The sequence below is a fragment of the Pseudomonas sp. KH_046_2 genome (assembly GCF_057838985.1).
Window position 1 is genome coordinate 1,119,446 of record NZ_CM174480.1, and the last position, 18,938, is coordinate 1,138,383.

17 protein-coding genes are annotated in these 18,938 nt (G+C 60.1%); 12 read left to right on the top strand and 5 right to left on the bottom strand.

Annotated elements, in window-relative coordinates:
- The first annotated feature begins 40 nt into the window (after positions 1 to 40).
- The 9 genes from ndk (at position 41) to der (ending at position 9,426) form a co-directional block, all read left to right on the top strand.
- Entirely contained in the window at positions 41 to 466 is a 426-nt protein-coding gene (gene ndk, locus AC3IX1_RS05065) for a nucleoside-diphosphate kinase (protein ID WP_007903599.1), read from the top strand.
- A gap of 28 nt (positions 467 to 494) precedes the next feature.
- Complete coding sequence (rlmN, locus tag AC3IX1_RS05070; RefSeq protein ID WP_489387367.1) at positions 495 to 1,637, top strand: dual-specificity RNA methyltransferase RlmN; 1,143 nt, start codon at positions 495 to 497, stop codon at positions 1,635 to 1,637.
- 16 nt (positions 1,638 to 1,653) lie between these two features.
- Complete coding sequence (pilW, locus tag AC3IX1_RS05075; RefSeq protein WP_489387368.1) at positions 1,654 to 2,412, top strand: type IV pilus biogenesis/stability protein PilW; 759 nt, start codon at positions 1,654 to 1,656, stop codon at positions 2,410 to 2,412.
- Positions 2,412 to 3,440, top strand: coding sequence for a RodZ domain-containing protein (locus AC3IX1_RS05080; RefSeq protein WP_489387369.1), 1,029 nt, complete (start codon positions 2,412 to 2,414; stop codon positions 3,438 to 3,440). Before pilW ends, AC3IX1_RS05080 begins: the two co-directional genes overlap by 1 nt.
- A 3-nt stretch (positions 3,441 to 3,443) precedes the next feature.
- Positions 3,444 to 4,553 carry a flavodoxin-dependent (E)-4-hydroxy-3-methylbut-2-enyl-diphosphate synthase gene (ispG, locus tag AC3IX1_RS05085; RefSeq protein ID WP_007944259.1) on the top strand — a complete coding sequence of 370 codons (1,110 nt, stop codon included), beginning with the start codon at positions 3,444 to 3,446 and terminating at the stop codon, positions 4,551 to 4,553.
- A gap of 37 nt (positions 4,554 to 4,590) precedes the next feature.
- Positions 4,591 to 5,880, top strand: a complete 1,290-nt coding sequence (gene hisS / locus AC3IX1_RS05090) for a histidine--tRNA ligase (RefSeq protein WP_347910781.1) — start codon at positions 4,591 to 4,593, stop codon at positions 5,878 to 5,880.
- 41 nt (positions 5,881 to 5,921) lie between these two features.
- The gene (locus tag AC3IX1_RS05095; protein ID WP_489387370.1) at positions 5,922 to 6,563 is read left to right on the top strand and encodes a tetratricopeptide repeat protein; all 642 of its coding nucleotides are present in this window, start codon (positions 5,922 to 5,924) and stop codon (positions 6,561 to 6,563) included.
- Complete coding sequence (bamB, locus tag AC3IX1_RS05100) at positions 6,556 to 7,707, top strand: outer membrane protein assembly factor BamB (protein ID WP_489387371.1); 1,152 nt, start codon at positions 6,556 to 6,558, stop codon at positions 7,705 to 7,707. Before AC3IX1_RS05095 ends, bamB begins: the two co-directional genes overlap by 8 nt.
- Before the next feature lie 249 nt (positions 7,708 to 7,956).
- The gene (der, locus tag AC3IX1_RS05105; protein ID WP_046040936.1) at positions 7,957 to 9,426 is read left to right on the top strand and encodes a ribosome biogenesis GTPase Der; all 1,470 of its coding nucleotides are present in this window, start codon (positions 7,957 to 7,959) and stop codon (positions 9,424 to 9,426) included.
- Positions 9,427 to 9,476: 50 nt separating this feature from the next.
- Here the strand turns inward: der and AC3IX1_RS05110 are convergent, their stop codons facing one another.
- A complete protein-coding gene (locus AC3IX1_RS05110; RefSeq protein WP_489385477.1) occupies positions 9,477 to 10,808 on the bottom strand; it encodes an IS4 family transposase in 1,332 nt (443 codons plus the stop codon).
- 177 nt (positions 10,809 to 10,985) lie between these two features.
- Here AC3IX1_RS05110 and AC3IX1_RS05115 point away from each other — a divergent pair, with 177 nt between their 5' ends.
- Together AC3IX1_RS05115 and AC3IX1_RS05120 are read left to right on the top strand one after the other, a co-directional pair.
- A complete protein-coding gene (locus AC3IX1_RS05115; protein ID WP_489387372.1) occupies positions 10,986 to 12,134 on the top strand; it encodes a pyridoxal phosphate-dependent aminotransferase in 1,149 nt (382 codons plus the stop codon).
- Positions 12,122 to 12,913: an amidohydrolase gene (locus AC3IX1_RS05120; RefSeq protein WP_223458608.1), complete on the top strand. Its 792-nt coding sequence runs from the start codon at positions 12,122 to 12,124 to the stop codon at positions 12,911 to 12,913. Before AC3IX1_RS05115 ends, AC3IX1_RS05120 begins: the two co-directional genes overlap by 13 nt.
- 202 nt (positions 12,914 to 13,115) lie before the next feature.
- Here AC3IX1_RS05120 and leuA read toward each other — a convergent pair whose 3' ends face one another.
- The 3 genes from leuA to xseA all read right to left on the bottom strand — a co-directional run bounded on the left by leuA (position 13,116) and on the right by xseA (position 17,478).
- A complete protein-coding gene (leuA, locus tag AC3IX1_RS05125; protein WP_489387373.1) occupies positions 13,116 to 14,795 on the bottom strand; it encodes a 2-isopropylmalate synthase in 1,680 nt (559 codons plus the stop codon).
- A gap of 478 nt (positions 14,796 to 15,273) precedes the next feature.
- On the bottom strand, positions 15,274 to 16,095 hold the full coding sequence (locus AC3IX1_RS05130) for a peptidoglycan DD-metalloendopeptidase family protein (protein WP_489387374.1): 822 nt from the start codon (positions 16,093 to 16,095) through the stop codon (positions 15,274 to 15,276).
- Positions 16,096 to 16,098: 3 nt separating this feature from the next.
- A complete protein-coding gene (gene xseA, locus AC3IX1_RS05135; protein ID WP_056721244.1) occupies positions 16,099 to 17,478 on the bottom strand; it encodes an exodeoxyribonuclease VII large subunit in 1,380 nt (459 codons plus the stop codon).
- A gap of 100 nt (positions 17,479 to 17,578) precedes the next feature.
- Here xseA and AC3IX1_RS05140 point away from each other — a divergent pair, with 100 nt between their 5' ends.
- Entirely contained in the window at positions 17,579 to 18,346 is a 768-nt protein-coding gene (locus AC3IX1_RS05140; RefSeq protein ID WP_489387375.1) for a sulfite exporter TauE/SafE family protein, read from the top strand.
- Between the two features lie 180 nt (positions 18,347 to 18,526).
- Here AC3IX1_RS05140 and AC3IX1_RS05145 read toward each other — a convergent pair whose 3' ends face one another.
- Entirely contained in the window at positions 18,527 to 18,934 is a 408-nt protein-coding gene (locus AC3IX1_RS05145; RefSeq protein WP_489387376.1) for a DNA polymerase III subunit chi, read from the bottom strand.
- Between the last annotated feature and the right edge of the window lie 4 nt (positions 18,935 to 18,938).

Genomic DNA, 18,938 nt, shown 5'->3' on the forward strand with positions numbered 1-18,938 from the left:
GGTTTAATTTTTCGTAAATTACCGTTTCTGGAGTTACACCATGGCTGTTCAACGTACTTTCTCCATCATCAAGCCTGACGCCGTTGCAAAAAACGTTATCGGCGAGATCACCACTCGTTTCGAAAAAGCTGGCCTGCGCGTTGTAGCTTCGAAACTGAAGCAACTGTCTAAAGCCGAAGCTGAAGGCTTCTACGCTGAGCACAGCGCTCGTGGTTTCTTCAACGACCTGGTTGCTTTCATGATCTCCGGTCCGGTTGTCGTTCAGGTTCTGGAAGGCGAAAACGCTATCGCTCTGAACCGTGAGCTGATGGGCGCTACCAACCCTAAAGAAGCTGCTGCCGGCACCATCCGTGCTGACTTCGCTGACTCCATCGACGCCAACGCTGTACACGGTTCGGACTCCGAAGCCGCTGCCGCTCGCGAAATCTCGTACTTCTTCGCAGCTACTGAAGTAACCACTCGCTAAGCATTGGCTTAAGAGTGAAGGTGAATCCATGACTACATCGACTGTAAAAACTAACCTGCTGGGTCTGACTCAGCTGGAAATGGAAAAATTCTTCGACTCAATCGGGGAGAAGCGTTTCCGTGCCGGTCAGGTAATGAAATGGATTCACCACTTTGGCGTCGATGATTTCGATGCCATGACGAACGTCAGCAAGGTCTTGCGCGAAAAGCTCAAGGCTGTTGCTGAGGTCCGTGGTCCGGAAGTGGTCAGCGAGGACATCTCCAGCGACGGCACCCGCAAGTGGGTGGTGCGCGTGGCGTCCGGCAGCTGCGTCGAGACCGTGTACATTCCCCAGGGCAAGCGCGGCACCTTGTGCGTTTCGTCCCAGGCAGGCTGTGCCCTGGATTGCAGTTTCTGCTCCACCGGCAAGCAAGGCTTCAACAGCAACCTCACCGCCGCCGAAGTCATCGGCCAGGTGTGGATTGCCAACAAATCCTTTGGCAGCGTCCCGGCAACCGTCGACCGTGCCATCACCAACGTGGTGATGATGGGCATGGGTGAGCCGCTGCTGAACTTCGACAACGTCGTCGCGGCCATGCATCTGATGATGGACGACCTGGGCTACGGCATTTCCAAGCGCCGTGTGACCCTGTCGACCTCCGGCGTGGTACCGATGATCGATGAGCTCTCCAAGCACATCGATGTCTCGCTGGCGTTGTCCCTGCACGCACCGAATGACGCATTGCGTAACCAATTGGTGCCGATCAACAAGAAGTATCCGCTTAAGATGCTGCTCGAGTCGTGCCAGCGCTACATGTCGAACCTCGGCGAAAAGCGCGTGCTGACCATCGAATACACCTTGCTCAAAGACATCAATGACAAGGTCGAGCACGCCGTGGAAATGATCGAGCTGCTCAAGAACATCCCGTGCAAGATCAACCTGATCCCGTTCAACCCGTTCCCGCACTCCGGTTACGAGCGCCCGAGCAACAACGCCATTCGTCGTTTCCAGGATCAGCTTCATCATGCCGGCTTCAACGTCACCGTCCGCACCACCCGTGGTGAAGACATCGATGCGGCCTGTGGTCAACTGGTAGGGCAGGTGCTGGATCGCACCCGTCGCAGCGAACGTTATATCGCCGTGCGTGAACTCAACGCCGACAACGATGTAGCGCAAGACGCCGCGCAATAACCAAGAGAGGATCTCTATGTCCCTGCGCTTTGCGCTGCTTTTGCTGTTGGCCAGCCTGTGTGCTGGCTGCGTGCTTTCGGGCGACTACAACCCGATGAAGACCAGCAAGGGCCGTGATGAAGCGCGTGAGGCGTATGTGCAGTTGGGCATCGGTTATCTGCAGCAGGGCATGACCGAGCGGGCAAAAGTGCCGTTGAAGAAGGCGCTGGAGCTGGATGGCTCCGACCCGGATGCCAACGCTGCACTGGGATTGGTGTTCCAGGCCGAAATGGAGCCGGAACTGGCCGATGAGCATTTCCGCAAGGCGCTGTCTTCCCGTCCCGCCGATGCACGAATCCTGAACAACTACGGCAGTTTTCTGTTTGAGCAGCAGCGTTACAAGGAAGCCTACGAGCGCTTTGAGCAAGCCGCCGCCGATACCCTGTATCCTGAGCGTTCACGGGTATTCGAAAACCTCGGCATGACCGCTTCGATGCTGGGGGAGCGTGAGCTGGCCCGGCAGCAACTGGAAAAAGCCCTGCGCCTGAACCGCCAACAACCTCGTGCATTGCTGGAAATGGCTGAGTTGTCTTACGAAGACAGGCATTATGTGCCCTCGCGTGACTACTACGATCGTTTTAGCCTGCTTGCCGAGCAAAATGCACGTAGTCTATTGCTCGGCATTCGGCTGGCAAAAGTGTTTGATGATCGCGACAAGGCCGCAAGCAAAGGCCTGCAACTAAAAAGACTCTATCCCGGTACGCCGGAATATCAGCAATACCTGTCGGAGCAATGATGAAAGCGGCGCATCCCGAAGTTGTAGCAGCGAATCGCGTTAACCCCGGTGAGACCTTGCGCCAGGCCCGCGAAAGCAATGGCTGGTCGCTGGCTGAAGTGGCCCTCAAGCTCAACCTCACCACCACTTCCCTGAGCAATCTGGAAGCCGGCGCCTTCGACAAGCTGCCCGGGCATACCTTTGCCCGCGGTTACATTCGCGCCTATGCCAAATTGCTCGGCATGGACCAGGCCGTTCTGGTCCAGCAATTCGATCAATCCACCGGTACCGACTCCCAGGGCAGCAATGTTCACAGCCTGGGTCGAATCGAAGAGCCGGTGCGGGTTTCCCACACCATTTTGCGAATCGTCAGCCTGCTGTTGCTGGTCGTGGTGATTGGTGGTGGTTTCGTCTGGTGGCAGGATCAGACCTCGATGCGCACCAAGGACCTGATCGGTCTGGCACCAGAACACGTTGAAGTCGAAGGCGCCGACGGTACGACACAGATTCACCCGCTGGACGAGCCGGAAGACCAGGCCGTCGCGGAAGGTCAATCCGAAGGCGGAACCGCCCTCGCGCTGCCACAGGCCGATGCTCCGGCTGAAGCACCAGAACAGGCTCAAGCGATTGCGCCAGCCGCCCCGGCAGCGCCGACCACGCCAGCCGCACCCGCGCACACCACCGCGCCTGTTGTTGCAGCGCCGGTGGCCCCGGCAACTCCGGTTCCGGCAGCTCCAGTTGTTCCGACCCCGGTGGCGACTGCACCGGCAGCCGCTCCGGCTCCTGCTCCAGCAGCGCCGGTGGCCGGTCAAGGCCAGGTCCAGGTGCAGTTCACCTCCGATTGCTGGACACAAGTGACCGACGGTAGCGGCAAGGTGCTGTTCAGCGGTCTCAAACGCAAAGGCGACAGCCTGGCAGTCAATGGCAAGCCACCGTTTTCCGTGCGCCTGGGCTTTGCCCGCGGCGCTCAGGTCAGCTACAACGGCCAGCCGGTTGATGTCGCTCCGTTCACCAGTGGCGAGACTGCTCGCCTGAAGTTGGGTCAATAAGTCATGCACGGCGAATCTCCAATCAAACGTCGCGAATCCCGCAAGATCTGGGTCGGTAACGTGCCTGTTGGCGGCGATGCGCCTATCGCAGTGCAGAGCATGACCAACAGCGACACCAACGATGTCGCGGCCACGGTCGCGCAAATCAATCGCCTGGAAGCGGCCGGCGTCGATATCGTGCGGATTTCCGTACCGGACATGGACGCCGCCGAAGCCTTCGGCAAGATCAAGCAGCTGGTCAAAGTACCTTTGGTTGCCGACATTCACTTCGACTACCGGATCGCTCTGCGCGTAGCCGAACTGGGTGTCGATTGCCTGCGGATCAATCCGGGCAACATCGGTCGCGAAGACCGCGTGCGTGCGGTGGTGGACGCCGCCCGTGACCGCGGGATCCCGATCCGTATCGGCGTGAACGCCGGTTCCCTGGAAAAAGACCTGCAAAAGAAATACGGCGAGCCGACCCCGGCGGCGCTGGTCGAGTCTGCCTTGCGCCACGTCGAGCACCTTGAGCGCCTGAACTTCCAGGACTTCAAGGTCAGCGTGAAAGCTTCCGACGTGTTCATGGCCGTCGAAGCCTACCGCTTGCTGGCCAAGGAAATCGTCCAGCCGCTGCACCTGGGCATCACCGAAGCCGGTGGTTTGCGTTCCGGCACGGTGAAATCTGCCGTGGGCCTCGGTATGCTGCTCGCCGAAGGGATTGGCGATACTATCCGCATCTCGTTGGCGGCCGACCCGGTCGAGGAAGTGAAAGTCGGCTACGACATTCTCAAATCCCTGCACCTGCGTTCCCGTGGCATCAACTTCATCGCCTGCCCGAGTTGCTCGCGGCAGAACTTCGATGTGGTCAAGACCATGAACGAGCTGGAAGGGCGCCTCGAAGACCTGCTGGTGCCGCTGGATGTTGCGGTCATCGGTTGCGTGGTCAACGGGCCGGGTGAAGCCAAGGAAGCCCATATCGGCTTGACCGGCGGCACGCCGAACCTGATTTACATCGACGGCAAGCCGTCGCAGAAGCTGACGAATGACAATCTGGTGGATGAGCTTGAACGCTTGATCCGCCAGAAAGCGGCCGAAAAGGTCGAGGCTGACGCTGCCGTTATCGCGCGCGGCTGAACCTGACTGAAGAGCCGAACGAATTTAAGGATTTAAAGTGAGCAAGTCTCTGCAAGCCATTCGTGGCATGAACGACATCCTGCCCGAACAGACCCCCCTGTGGCGTCACTTCGAAGGCACCGTTTCGCGCCTGCTGGATAACTACGGTTACAAGCAGATCCGCATGCCGATCGTCGAGTTCACCGAACTGTTCAAGCGTTCCATCGGTGAAGTGACCGACATCGTCGAAAAAGAGATGTACACCTTCGACGACCGCAACGGCGACTCCCTGACCCTGCGCCCTGAAGGCACGGCGGCCTGTGTGCGCGCGGTGCTGGAGCACGGCATTACCGGCGGTGGCCAGGTTCAGAAACTCTGGTACATCGGCCCGATGTTCCGCCACGAGCGTCCGCAGAAAGGCCGTTATCGCCAGTTCCACCAGATCGGTGTCGAAGTGTTCAACCTCGACGGTCCGGACATCGACGCCGAGCTGATCGTGCTGACCTGGCGCCTGTGGGGCGAACTGGGCATCCGCGATGCGGTCAAACTCGAGCTCAACAGCCTGGGCACCAGCGAATCCCGTGGTCGTTATCGCGAAGCGCTGGTCGAGTTCCTGTCCGGGCATCTGGACAAGCTGGACGAAGACAGCCAGCGCCGCCTGAAGACCAACCCGTTGCGCGTCCTGGACACCAAGAACGCCGAGACACAGGCGATTCTGGTCGATGCGCCGAAAATGGCCGACTACCTCGACGAAGAATCCCGCGTGCATTTCGAGGGCCTCAAGGCTCGCCTGGACGCCGCCGGCATTCCCTACGTGATCAACCCGAAGCTGGTTCGCGGGCTGGATTACTACAGCAAGACCGTTTTCGAATGGGTCACCGACAAACTCGGCGCCCAGGGCACCGTGTGTGCTGGTGGCCGTTACGACGGCCTGGTCGAGCAGATGGGCGGCAAGCCGACCGCCGGTGTTGGCTTTGCCATGGGCATCGAACGCCTGGTGCTGTTGCTCGAAACCCTGGAGCAGATCCCGCAAGAGATCTCCCGTCAGGTCGACGTCTACCTCTGCGCCTTCGGTGAAGCCGCCGAACTGGCTGGCTTGACCCTGGCGGAGCGCGTTCGTGACCAGTTGCCCAACCTGCGCCTGCAAGTGAATGCCGGCGCCGGCAGTTTCAAAAGCCAGTTCAAGAAGGCCGACAAGAGCGGCGCGCTGTACGCGCTGATCCTCGGTGACGACGAAATGGCCCAGCAAGTGGTAGGTTTCAAACCCCTGCGTGGCCAGGGCGAACAACAAAGCATTGCCTGGGATGCGCTTGCAGCACACCTGGCCACCTGCGTCGTGCAGGGTTGAAGCTGTCTAAACAGCCGAATTAGCGATTAAGGAGTATTGGGGTGTCGAGTACCGAAGACGAACATCTGGCGGATTTCAAGGAGTGGTGGTCACGCAACGGCAAGCCCCTGGTAACTGGCGGCCTGTTGGCGCTGGTCATCGTGTTCGGCTGGCAGGCGTTCCAGAAATATCAGAGCAATCAGTCGCAAGGCGCCTCGATTCTCTATCAGCAATTGCTCGAAACCACGCTGACGCCTGACGGCAAGCCTGATGCGGCCCGTGTTTCGGACCTGGCCGGCAAGCTCAACAGCGAGTTCGGCGGCAGCGCCTACGCGCAGTACGGCAGCCTGTTCGTGGCCAAGGTAGCGGTCGACAGCGGCAAGCTGGACGACGCAGCCAGCGAGCTCAAAGCCATTGTCGCCAAACCGGCCAACCCGGCGCTGGGCGAAATCGCCCGTCAGCGTCTGGCTCAGGTACTCGGCGCGCAGAACAAGGCCGACGAAGCACTGAAGCTTCTCGAAGGCGATGCCGACAAGGCATTCCTGGCCACTCGCGAAGAACTCAAGGGCGACCTGCTGGTGCAGCTGGGTCGTACCGACGAGGCAAGCGCGGCGTATCAAAAAGCCAAGGCGGCACTGTCGGATGAAGCGGCGGTCGGTGGCCTGCAAATCAAGCTGGACGACCTGGCCAAAGGGGATGCATGACGTGATTCGTTGGAAACATGCAGCATTGCTGGCTCTGGCCTTGTTGGCCGCGGGTTGCAGCAGCAACAGCAAAAAAGAACTGCCTCCGGCCGAGTTGACCGACTTCAAAGAAGAAGTGGTTCTGCACAAGCAGTGGAGTCGTTCGATCGGTGACGGTCAGGGCGAAACCTACAACATGCTGGTTCCGGCCATTGATGGCGATACCATCTATGCCGCCGACGTCACTGGCGTGTTGATGGCGATGGACCGCAACACCGGCGACGTCAAATGGAAGAAAGACCTTGAGTTGCCTGTTTCCGGCGCCGTTGGTGTTGGTTACGGTCTGGTCACCATCGGTACGATCAAGGGTGAAATCGTTGCCCTGGACGCGATCAACGGTGAAGAAAAGTGGCGCGCTCGCGTGTCCAGCGAAGTACTGGCACCGCCAGCCAACAACGGTGACGTTGTGGTGGTTCAGACTCAGGACGATCGTCTGATCGGCCTGGATGCCTCCACCGGTAACCGTCGCTGGATCTATGACAGCACGCCCGCGGTACTGACCCTGCGTGGTACCAGTGCGCCGATCGTGACCAATCGCCTCGCGGTGGCTGGCCTGTCGACCGGTAAAGTGGTTGCCGTGGACATCTCCAACGGCGTACCGGTGTGGGAACAGCGCGTAGCGATCCCGCAAGGTCGTTCGGAGCTGGAGCGCGTGGTCGATATCGACGGTGGCTTGCTGCTGTCGGGCGAGACGCTGTATGTCGCCAGCTATCAGGGGCGCGTTGCCGCTCTGGATCTGCAAAGCGGCCGTCAGCTCTGGCAGCGTGATGCTTCCAGCTATGCAGGTGTCGCCCAGGGTTTCGGTACCGTTTACGTGAGCCTGTCTTCGGGCACCGTTGAAGGCGTCGACGAGCGTTCCACCACAGCCTTGTGGAGCAACGACTCGCTGGCCCGCCGTCAACTGTCGGCCCCGGAAGTGTTCTCCAGCTACGTTGCAATCGGTGACCTGGAAGGTTACCTGCACCTGCTGAGTCAGGTGGACGGTCGTTTCGTCGGCCGCGAGCGCATCGACAGCGACGGCCTGCGTGCCCGTCCGCTGGTGGTGGGTGACACGATTTATGTGTATGGCAACAGCGGCAAACTGGAAGCCCTGACCATCAAGTAAGAACTATGCTTGGGGTTAACCACCCCAGGCTGCTTCACTTGTGGGTATGAATGTGGGAGCAGCCGGTCGACGCTCGACTGCTCGCGATGGACGTCAACGATTACGTTTGCGTCCTGAATAAACGCGGTGTCCTGGCGTTTTTCGCGAGCAGGCTCGCTCCCACAGACAAGCGCGCAGTGTTGCCCCGAGCACCAGCCGCTGCCTCGCAGCGGCTTTTGTATTTTCTGAAATAACGAAGTGGAGAGCCGCATGGTTCCCGTAATCGCCCTGGTGGGCCGACCGAACGTCGGCAAGTCCACCTTGTTCAACCGCCTGACCAGGACTCGTGACGCCATCGTCGGCGACTTGTCCGGTCTGACCCGTGATCGCCAGTACGGTGAGGCCAAGTGGCAAGGGCGTTCCTACATTCTGATCGACACCGGCGGTATCTCCGGTGACGAGCACGGTATGGACGAAAAGATGGCCGAGCAGTCGCTGCTGGCCATCGAAGAAGCAGATGTCGTTCTGTTCCTGGTAGATGCCAAGGCCGGTTTCACCGCCGCCGACCAGATGATCGCCGAGCATTTGCGCAAACGTAACAAGCGTTCCTACGTGGTTGCCAACAAGGTCGACAACATCGACCCTGAAATGGCCCGCGCCGAATTCGCTCCGTTGGGCATGGGCCATGCGATTCCGATCGCCGGTGCTCACGGTCGTGGCATCACCCAGATGCTGGAAATCGCCCTGAGTGACTTCCCGAAAGACGACGACGAGCTGGAAGAGGGCGAGGAAGAAGACGTCGCCGAAGGCGAGGAAGCCAAGCGCATTCCTGGCCCAAGCGAAAAAGACGGGATCAAGATCGCGATCATCGGCCGTCCGAACGTCGGCAAGTCGACGCTGGTCAACCGCATGCTCGGCGAAGACCGGGTAATCGTCTACGACCAACCCGGCACCACCCGCGACAGTATCTACATCCCGTTCGAGCGCAACGACGAGAAGTACACGCTGATCGACACCGCCGGTGTGCGCAAGCGCGGCAAGATCCACGAAGAAGTCGAAAAGTTCTCCGTGGTCAAAACCCTGCAAGCGATCAAAGACGCCAACGTGGTGATCTTCGTGATGGATGCCCGCGAAGGCGTGGTGGACCACGACCTCAACCTGTTGGGCTTTGCCCTCGAGGCCGGTCGTGCATTGGTCATCGCGATCAACAAGTGGGACGGCATGACGCCGAGCGAGCGCGACTTCGTCAAGATCGAGTTGCAGCGTCGTCTGTTCTTCGTCGAGTTTGCCGATATTCACTTTATCTCGGCACTGCACGGCACCGGCGTGGGCAACCTCTACGCCTCGGTACAGAACTCGTTCAAGTCCGCGGTTACCCGCTGGCCGACCAGCCGTCTGACCCAGATCCTCGAAGACGCGGTCAGCGAGCACCAGCCGCCGATGGTCAACAGCCGCCGGATCAAGCTGCGTTATGCCCACCTCGGTGGCGCGAACCCGCCGATCATCGTGATACACGGTAACCAGATCGAGAAGGTACCGAAGTCCTACGTGCGTTACCTGGAAAACACTTACCGCCGTGTGCTGAAGCTGGTCGGTACGCCGATCCGCATCGAGTTCAAAGGTGGCGAGAACCCGTACGAAGGCAACAAGAACACGCTCACCGACCGTCAGGTCAACAAGAAGCGTCGTTTGATGTCGCACCACAAGAAGGCCGACAAGAAGCGCCGCGACAAGCGCTGATTGAAGATTTTCCCGTGGGATGGAAAGGGCGCCAATGGCGCTAATGCCAGTCAGTTAAGCTGACTGGCATTTTTATTTTTGATCGGATACTTCGGTGATTTCAGCCGAATCGCCCGAGGATAAACGCGCTCCTCACGTCGATGCGGCAGCACGTAGTGCGGCGCTGAAGCATGAAGCTCGGCCAAATACTTGGGGATGTTCCCGGAACGGTCGGCCGAGACGCTGTTGATAAACCCGAGAATCGCCCAGGTACACGCGGTAAAGCTCATTTCGCACGGGTAAATGCCAGGACAGTGGCGACTCATTTCCACCATCTGATAGCGCAACAAGTTGTAGCCCAACAACACGCCCCACAACTCTTGCTCGATCATCTCGGGTGTCTTGCTGCGCAGCGTATAACTGCTGTTGAGCAGCGTCTGCTTCATTTCCCGAAAGCCTAATTCGATTTCCCAGCGCTGGCTGTACAGATCAACGATCTCGTCGGAAGGAAAACGCAGCGGGTCAGCCATTGAGGTCAGAATCTGACACACCTTGCCCTTCACGGTTTTGCTCAGCAGTCGCGCGGTCAGCCGCTCCGGCAACCCAGGCCATTGCTTGCGGGCCTGCGGCGAAGTGCTCAGCGAAACAATCGCATCCTGGCGCCCCAAACGCTGGATCACCTCGTACTGCGAGCCTTTTTTCAGCGGCATCAGCCAGTGGCGTTCGACGCCTGCCTGCTGCCACTGATGCAGTAAACCTAACGAGTAAAAACCACGATCAAACAGCGTCAGCGAGTGATCGGGGGTGGTTTCGATCAGTTGCTCGGCCAGTTTCATTTCGTTGCTGCGGTAGCCGTCAAACGCACTTCCAATCAGCAAATGGCTGGTCAACTCCATTTGGCAGACCATGCGCACCTGAGGAAAACCGGTGTCGCCGTGCTGGTTGCTGGCGGAGTCATAGCGCGCCCGATTTTCCGGCGTGTCGGGCGTGCGCCAGACAACGCCATCGACGCCCAACAAACGCAGACCGGCCCAAGTCGGATGATTGGCCGCCTCATGCCAACTTTTCTGGGTCAAATCGAAGACTTGTCGTACAGCTTCGCTGCCCAATCTCTGACGGGCCTGGACTACGGCGCTGGGGGCCACCAACGGGCGCTGGCCCGGCAACATGATGTTCATGCGACTGACCACATCCCAGGCCGACATGCGCCGGAAGAACGCCATGGAGATCACGCACCAGAGCATCATTTCCAGCGGCAAACGACGCTTGCGCAGCGTTGCCACACCGGCTTGTTCAAGCGCCTGTTCGACCAAAGAAGGATCGAGCAAGGCATCCAATCCCTCGATGGCGTTGGGGGTAGAGGCGATGTTGTGGGTCAGTTCCAGTGCCCGAGCGAGACGCATAAAAAAATCCGATGCCAGTACAGGCATCGGATTTTGATTTCTTGCGGCCAAAGGTCAAGCGAGAAGGCTTAACTGATCGGCATTAGCCAATGGCGCCCTTTTTCATGCCTGCCGTTTGGGCTATCCTCGGACTCCCCCGCGCCGCCGTAGAGCCGGGTGTAGAGCAGGGAACCACCGATGATCACCAGCAAGCTGCCGAATGTCGGCATCACTATCTTCACTCAGATGTCTCAGCTCGCGGCTCAGACCGGCGCGCTCAATCTGTCCCAGGGCTTCCCCGATTTCGCTGCCCCGCAGGCCCTGTGCGATGCAGTCGGCCGGCATATCGCCAGCGGCCACAACCAGTATTCGCCAATGACCGGGCTGCCGGTGTTGCGTCAGCAGATTGCGGCAAAGATTGCCCGTAGTTATGGCGTGCAGGTGGATGTCGATAGCGAAGTGACGGTCACCCCAGGCGCGACCGAAGCGATTTTCTGCGCCATTCAGGCGGTTATCCACAGTGGTGACGAAGTCATCGTGTTTGACCCGGCGTACGACAGTTACGAACCATCGGTGGAGCTGGCCGGCGGTCGTTGCGTGCATGTGCAACTGGGCCTGAACGACTTCAGTATCGACTTCGAGAAGCTTGCCCAGGCACTGAGCCCGCGTACGCGGATGATCATTCTCAACTCCCCGCACAACCCCAGTGGCGCATTGATCAGTCGTGCCGAACTCGATCAGTTGGCAGCGTTGATCCGTGATCGCGATATCTATGTGATCAGTGACGAAGTCTACGAGCACCTGGTGTATGACGGTGTGCCTCACGTCAGCGTGCTGAATCATGAAGAGCTGTATCAGCGTGCCTTCGTGGTCAGCTCGTTCGGCAAGACCTACCACGTCACCGGCTGGAAAACCGGCTACGTGGTCGCGCCGCCGGCCCTCACGGCGGAGTTGCGCAAGGTGCACCAATACGTGAGTTTCTGTGGCGTGACCCCGCTGCAATATGCCTTGGCCGATTTCATGGCCGAGCACCCTGAACACGTTGAAGAGCTGCCGGCCTTCTATCAGGCCAAGCGCGATTTGTTCTGCGATCTGCTGGCACCGTCGCGTTTCAGCTTCACCCGAGTGACCGGTACCTATTTCCAGTTGGTCGATTACTCGCAGATCCGCCCGGACCTCAATGACGTCGAGATGGCCCTGTGGATGACGCGTGAGCATGGCGTGGCCAGTATCCCGATCTCGGTGTTCTACCAGACGCCACCGGTCGGCCAGCGCCTGGTGCGGCTGTGCTTTGCCAAGCGTGAGGAGACCCTGCTTGAAGCAGCGGAAAAACTATGCGTGATCTGAGTGCATTGCCGAAACTGACCGTTGCGCTGATCCAGACTTCCCTGGCCTGGCACGACCGCCAAGCCAACCTCGAACATTTCGAGCCGTTGCTGGAACAGGCTCGCGGTGCCGACCTGATCATTTTGCCGGAGATGTTCACCACCGGGTTCTCCATGGAATCCGAGACCCTCGCCGAAGCGGAAAACGGCCCCACCAGCAAATGGCTGCGGGCTCAGGCTTTGAGGCTCGATGCTGTGATCACCGGTAGCGTCATCGTCCAGGCCGCCGACGGCAGCCATCGCAATCGCCTGCTGTGGGCGCGCCCGGATGGCGAGGTGTTGCATTACGACAAGCGTCACTTGTTCCGCATGGCCGGTGAGCACAACCACTACACCCCCGGCGAGCGCCAGGTGCAGTTCGAGCTCAAGGGCTGGCGAGTGCGACCGCTGATTTGCTACGACCTGCGCTTCCCGGTGTGGAGCCGCGACGCTCAGGACACTGACCTGCTGCTGTACACCGCCAATTGGCCGGGTGCACGTCGTCAGCACTGGAATCGTCTGTTGCCGGCGCGGGCGATCGAGAACCTGTGCTATGTGGCGGCGGTGAATCGAATCGGTACAGACGGCAAGGGCTTTGCCTATACCGGCGACAGCCAGGTCCTGGATTTCCAGGGCGAAACGCTGCTCAGTGCGGGGGAGGCTGACGGGGTGTTCAAGGTGGTGCTGGACGCGGCAGAGCTGGCGGCGTATCGCACGCGGTTTCCGGCGAATCTTGATGCTGATACCTTCGAGTTCACCTAGTATTTTCGGCGCCTGACAGGGCCTCTTCGCGGGCAAGCCCGCTCCCACAGTTGACCGTTGCGAACACAAGTTTTGTGTACGCCCACATACCCTGTGGGAGCGGGCTTGCCCGCGAAGAGGCCGGTCCAGACAACACAAAACAAGCAGGCAAAAAAAGGCCCCAAGGTTCGCACCTTGAGGCCTTTTTGCATTTCAGCGACGCTTAGGCAGCTTTCGCTTCCGGCTGGCTCAGCGAGCGGTTCAGCGCGCTGAACAGTGCCTTGAAGCTGGCGGTGGTGATGTTTTCGTCGATGCCGACGCCATGCACCGCGCGATCGCCGTTCACTCGCAGTTCAATGTAGGCCGCAGCCTTGGCATTGGTACCCGCGCCGATGGCGTGCTCGTTGTAGTCCATGATTTCCACCGGTACCGGCAGGCCGGCCACCAGGGCTTCGAGGGCACCGTTGCCCTTGCCGCGCCAGTGCAGGTTGGTCTCGCCCTGACCTTGGCTGGCCACTTCCACTTCAACGGCGCTGTGACCGTTTTCTTCCTGCAGACGATGGCTGACCAGCGCGTACGGGGTGTTGGCCTGCAAGTACTCGCTGTACAGCAGCGCGTGGATTTGCTGGGCAGTCATTTCCAGGCCCAGACGGTCGGTTTCACGCTGCACGACCTGGCTGAACTCGATCTGCATGCGACGCGGCAGGCTGATGCCGTATTCCTGTTCCAGGAGGTAGGCGATACCGCCCTTGCCCGACTGGCTGTTGACGCGGATGACCGCCTCGTAGCTGCGGCCGATGTCGGCCGGGTCGATCGGCAGGTACGGTACTTCCCACAATTCGTCCGGTTTCTGTTGGGCAAAGCCCTTGCGGATCGCATCCTGGTGCGAGCCGGAGAACGCGGTATGCACCAGGTCGCCGACGTACGGGTGACGTGGGTGCACCTGGATCTGGTTGCACTCTTCGACGACTTTGCGCACGCCGTCGATGTCGGAGAAGTCCAGCTCAGGGTTCACGCCCTGGGTGTAGAGGTTCAGGGCCACAGTCACCAGGTCGACGTTACCGGTACGCTCGCCGTTGCCGAACAGGCAGCCTTCGACACGGTCGGCGCCGGCCATCAGGCCCAGTTCGGTGGCGGCAACGCCGGTGCCACGGTCGTTGTGGGTGTGCAGGCTGATGATCACGCTGTCACGACGGTTGATGTGACGGCCGAACCATTCGATCTGGTCGGCATAGATGTTCGGCGTCGCGCATTCCACCGTGGCCGGCAGGTTGAGGATCATCTTGTGCTCGGGCGTCGGGTTCCAGACCTCGATCACCGCGTCGCAGACTTCCTTGGCGAACTCCATTTCGGTGGCGCTGAAGGTTTCCGGCGAGTATTCGAAGGTCCACTCGGTGTCAGGCTGCATGGCCGCGTATTTGACGAACAGCTTGGCGGCGTTCACGGCGATGGCCTTGACCCCGTCCTTGTCCTGGTTGAAGACAATGCGGCGGAAGGAAGGGGAGGTCGCGTTGTACAGGTGAACGATGGCTTTCTTCGCGCCGCGCAGGGATTCGAAGGTGCGCTCGATCAGGTCTTCACGGCCCTGGGTCAGCACCTGGATGGTGGTGTCGTCCGGGATGTGGTTGCCTTCGATAAGGGTGCGAACGAAGTCGAAGTCGGTTTGCGAGGCGGCCGGGAACGACGCTTCGATTTCCTTCACGCCGACCTGCACCAGGGTTTTCCAGAAGCGCAGCTTCTTGACGGCATCCATCGGTTCGATCAGCGACTGGTTGCCGTCACGCAGGTCGGAACTGCACCAGATCGGCGCGGCGGTGATGGTTTTCGATGGCCAGGTGCGGTCCGGAATGTCGATGGTCGGGAACGCGCGGTATTTCGAAGACGGGTCTTTGAGCATGCTCATCAGGAAATCCTTATTGTGTTGGCCGAAAAAAGGCGGCCTGCCGGTGGATCAAAAGTTCTTGGAGTAACGCTTGGGACGAGGCACCACGATTCAGCCCGGCAGTCGTGCGCTGACGAGGCACAGGCTGCTGTGCTGGCGGAGCTGAATGAGGGTGTGAGAGGTTTTCATGCCTTCAACCCTAACCGCGGGGGTGAAGGATGGCAAGCGGTCGAAAAAAATTGAGAGGAATACTCGTGAGCGAGTATTTATCGAGATTTTATTGCTTCAAATGGTTGCGATCATCTTGTTGGTTGCGCGAGGTTTGAGTGGTGCGCAATTGGAGAAGGCGCGATTTCAGGGGGGGCAAGGTTGGGGATAACCCTGGATTCTTCTGGTGACTGGAATGCCGTCTTCGCGGGCAAGCCCGCTCCCACAGGGATTGCGCTGTACCTGTGGGAGCGGGCTTGCCCGCGAAGAGGCCATCAGCCTCGGCGAAGATTCAGGGCTGAAACGCACCAATGAAGATAGCCGGATCGACCCGAGCATCGTTCAGGCTGATGTTCCAGTGCATGTGCGGTCCGGTCGCGCGGCCAGTCGCGCCAACCTTGCCAACTACGCCGCCCCGGGCGAGTTGCTGGCCAACCTTCACATCAATTTTCGACATGTGGCAGAACATGCTGATAAAGCCCTGGCCATGGTCGACGAACACCGTGTTGCCATTGAAGAAGTAGTTGCCGATCAGGATCACCTTGCCGGCAGCCGGGGTCTTGATCGGTGTGCCGGCCGGCACGGCGAAATCCAGACCTGAGTGGGGATTGCGCTCTTCACCGTTGAAGAAACGGCGCACGCCAAACTTGCTCGACAGCGGCCCGTTCACCGGTTTGTCCAGCAGCAGGTTGCTCGGGGTGTTGGGGCTGAACGTTCGGTAAGCGGTAATCTGCTCGGCCAGCTCACGCTCGATACGCTTGAGATTTTCCGGGTCAGGATTGACCTGTTGAGTGTTCTTCAGGGTGATGCGCTGTTCCGGGTATTGCTTGTTGCCAACCGTAAAACTCAGATTTCGACCGCCACTGCTGATCGATTGAGTCCCCGGCTTGACCGTCAGCGGTACGCCGACAATGGCCAGCCAGTTGTTCTGCTCCTTGACCACCAGCACCGGTTTGCCTTGATAAGAGGCTTTTGGTGCCTGGGCGGACGTGCCCAGATCCACCACCGCCACGCCGCCCGGCACCGGTTTGTTCAACTGGCGGGTGATGTAGCTGTCGGCGTGGGCGTTGAAGGTCAGGAGCAGCAACAGCAACGGAGCAAAGAAACGCGGCATGGATCAATCCAGTAAAGAAAGGGTGACGGGCGTCAGGTGATTGTCTTCGACCCGCACTTGCAGTTCGCCTTCGCCCAGTTTGGCCTTGAGGCGCTGGCCGGTATGGGTTTGCGCGGCGTTGCGAATGGCGTTGCCGCGCTCGTCCAGCAAAATGCTGTAACCACGGCCGAGGGTCGCCAGCGGGCTGACCACATGCAGTGTCTGCATCTGGCTGTGCAATTGCAGGCGACGGTTCTTCAGCCCTTCGCGGATCGCCCGCGGCAGGCGTTCGGCCAGGCTGTCGAGGCGCTGGCGCAGCATTGCCAGTTGCCGGCCCGGATGTTGTGCGGCCAAACGGGTTTCCAGGCGGATCAAGCGTTCGCGGCGGGTATTGAGGCTGCGCTCGAACGCGCGGCGCATGCGCATGTCCAGGTCATCCAGTCGTTGCGCTTGCTGGCGTAAACGTTCGCCGGGATGGCGCAGGCGTCGGGAGATGCCTTCCAGGCGCAGCCGGTCGCGCATCAAACGGTCGCGCATGCGCATGACCAGTCGGCGGTGCAGGCTTTCGACCCGGCGCACCAGGTCGCTTGAATCGGGTGCCAGCAGTTCGGCGGCGGCGGAGGGCGTCGGGGCGCGAACGTCGGCGACGAAATCACTGATCGACACGTCGGTTTCATGGCCAACGGCGCTGACGATCGGTGTCACGCAGGCATCAACGGCGCGGGCAACCGCTTCTTCGTTGAAGCACCAGAGGTCTTCCAGCGAGCCACCACCACGGGCCAGGATCAACGCATCGAAGCCACGCGCATCCGCGAGCTTCAAGGCGCGGACAATTTGCGCGGTGGCTTCGCGGCCCTGCACGGCCGTGGGGATCAGCGTCAGTTGTATTTGCGGCGCACGGCGACGGAATACGCTGATGATGTCGCGGATCACCGCCCCGGTAGGCGAACTGATGATGCCGATGCGTTGCGGATGCGCCGGCAGCGGGACCTTGCGCTCGGCACTGAACAGGCCTTCGGCGCTGAGCTTTTCCTTGAGTGCATCGAAGGCCAGGCGCAAGGCACCGTCGCCGGCCGGCTCCACGGTGTCGAGGATCAGCTGATAATCACCGCGCCCTTCGAACAGCGAGACTTTGCCGCGCACCTTGACCGCGAGCCCGTCCTTCAAGGCCTGGCGAACCCGTGCCGCGTTCTGCCGGAACAGCGCGCAACGCACCTGGGCGCCGCTGTCCTTGAGAGTGAAATACACGTGGCCGGACGCCGGGCGGGCGAGGTTGGAGATTTCGCCTTCGACCCAGATGTTGCTGAACACGTCTTCGAGCAACACCCGCGCGCGGCCGTTGAGCTGGCTGACGGTCAGGACTTCGCGGTCCAGGCCGAGTCTTGCAAAGGGATCTTTAATCATGGGGCGCAGTTTAAAGGCATTCGGTGGTCAATCTCCATGTGTCAGCACAATTCCCTTGTAGGAGGTAAAGTCGCCAGCGGTATTCAAGGAAGATTGGAGAGTGAGTGTGTTTGAGCTGTTAAACCAATGGCCCTTCGGCCCGCTTGACTGGCTGGTGATCGGTGCAGGCATCGCCCTGGCCTACATCGTGTTCGGCATCGCCGGTTTCGGCACCGCGCTGGTGGCAGGGCCGATTCTGATTCTGTTCATGCCGTTGTCGAAAATCGTCCCGCTGCTTGTGCTGCTCGATTTTGTCGCGGCGTTCGGCAATCTGTTGCCCTCGCGGCGCGATGTGGCCAAACCGGAACTGCTGCGCTTGCTGCCATGCATGGCGGTGGGCTGCACCCTCGGTGTGATTTTCCTGCTGAACCTGAAATCCGATCTGTTGCTGCTGCTGATGGGGCTGTTTATCAGCGCCTATGCCATTTACAGCCTGTGGATAAAGGTCCGTCCGACGCAGTTGTCCGCCGCGTGGGCGCTGCCGATGGGGACAGTGGGCGGAATGTTTGGCGCATTGTTTGGCAGCGGCGGCTTTCTCTATGCGATCTATTTGAACAGCCGGTTGCCTAAGGAGGCGGCGCGGGCCACCCAGAGTGCGCTGATCAGTTGCAGTACGGTGGTGCGTTTGAGCCTGTTTGCAATCGCCGGTGTGTATGCCGATTTGCCGCTGTTGGTGCTGGCGGTTTGTCTGTTGCCGGCGATGGCGCTGGGGCTGTGGTTCGGTCGGCGGTTGACCATGCGCTTGTCCCGCGAGGCGTTCGTGCGTCTGGTGACGTGGTTGGTGCTGGTCAGCGGGATCGCGTTGATCGGGCGTTACTTGAGCGCCTGATCAGAGAACTCGTGGCGAGGGAGCTTTTTGTGGCGAGGGGGCTTGCCCCCGTTGGGTTGCGAAGCGACCCCCTGCTTTTTTCAATTGCACCAGATTGTCTGAATTTGCGACTGCTTCGCAGCCGAACGGGGCGGTGCGGCGGTCCGACAAGCCCCCTCGCCACAGCTAGCCCACATCCATTCAGTCGTTGTACTGGCTCAACAACCGCTCCAGCCGTGCACTGAGGCGGCGTTTGATTTCGGTCTCGATGTGCGGGGCGAAATCGTCGATCACGTCTTGCATGATCAACTGCGCGGCGGCGCGCAATTCGCTGTCCAGGTGCAGCAGGTCATCCGGGTTCTTGCTGGCGGCAAGCGCCGGCGTCGCCGTGGTGACGGGTTCAACGGTGGGGGCAGGGGGTGCCGGTACGACGGTTGGCGAAGGCTCGCTCACGGCGTCGAACAACATGGGAATCTGTTCCTGGTCACCTTCCTCGACCGTGTCGGTCAGCAGGGGCGGTTGCAGGTTGTCATCGCCGAGCAATTGGCGGATCGACTCAAGGTCGTCCAGCAGGTGCGCGGACTGTTGCAGCGGTTTTGGAGTGTCCATTGGA

Bases quoted from the DNA above. Each gene is read 5' to 3' on its own strand.
- AC3IX1_RS05115 (WP_489387372.1), top strand. From the start codon at position 10,986: ATGATCACCAGCAAGCTGCCGAATGTCGGCATCACTATCTTCACTCAG.
- AC3IX1_RS05130 (WP_489387374.1), bottom strand. From the start codon at position 16,095: ATGCCGCGTTTCTTTGCTCCGTTGCTGTTGCTGCTCCTGACCTTCAAC.
- ndk (WP_007903599.1), top strand. From the start codon at position 41: ATGGCTGTTCAACGTACTTTCTCCATCATCAAGCCTGACGCCGTTGCA.
- der (WP_046040936.1), top strand. From the start codon at position 7,957: ATGGTTCCCGTAATCGCCCTGGTGGGCCGACCGAACGTCGGCAAGTCC.
- rlmN (WP_489387367.1), top strand. From the start codon at position 495: ATGACTACATCGACTGTAAAAACTAACCTGCTGGGTCTGACTCAGCTG.
- AC3IX1_RS05080 (WP_489387369.1), top strand. From the start codon at position 2,412: ATGAAAGCGGCGCATCCCGAAGTTGTAGCAGCGAATCGCGTTAACCCC.
- AC3IX1_RS05110 (WP_489385477.1), bottom strand. From the start codon at position 10,808: ATGCGTCTCGCTCGGGCACTGGAACTGACCCACAACATCGCCTCTACC.
- xseA (WP_056721244.1), bottom strand. From the start codon at position 17,478: ATGATTAAAGATCCCTTTGCAAGACTCGGCCTGGACCGCGAAGTCCTG.
- bamB (WP_489387371.1), top strand. From the start codon at position 6,556: ATGCATGACGTGATTCGTTGGAAACATGCAGCATTGCTGGCTCTGGCC.
- AC3IX1_RS05145 (WP_489387376.1), bottom strand. From the start codon at position 18,934: ATGGACACTCCAAAACCGCTGCAACAGTCCGCGCACCTGCTGGACGAC.
- leuA (WP_489387373.1), bottom strand. From the start codon at position 14,795: ATGAGCATGCTCAAAGACCCGTCTTCGAAATACCGCGCGTTCCCGACC.
- AC3IX1_RS05120 (WP_223458608.1), top strand. From the start codon at position 12,122: ATGCGTGATCTGAGTGCATTGCCGAAACTGACCGTTGCGCTGATCCAG.
- pilW (WP_489387368.1), top strand. From the start codon at position 1,654: ATGTCCCTGCGCTTTGCGCTGCTTTTGCTGTTGGCCAGCCTGTGTGCT.
- ispG (WP_007944259.1), top strand. From the start codon at position 3,444: ATGCACGGCGAATCTCCAATCAAACGTCGCGAATCCCGCAAGATCTGG.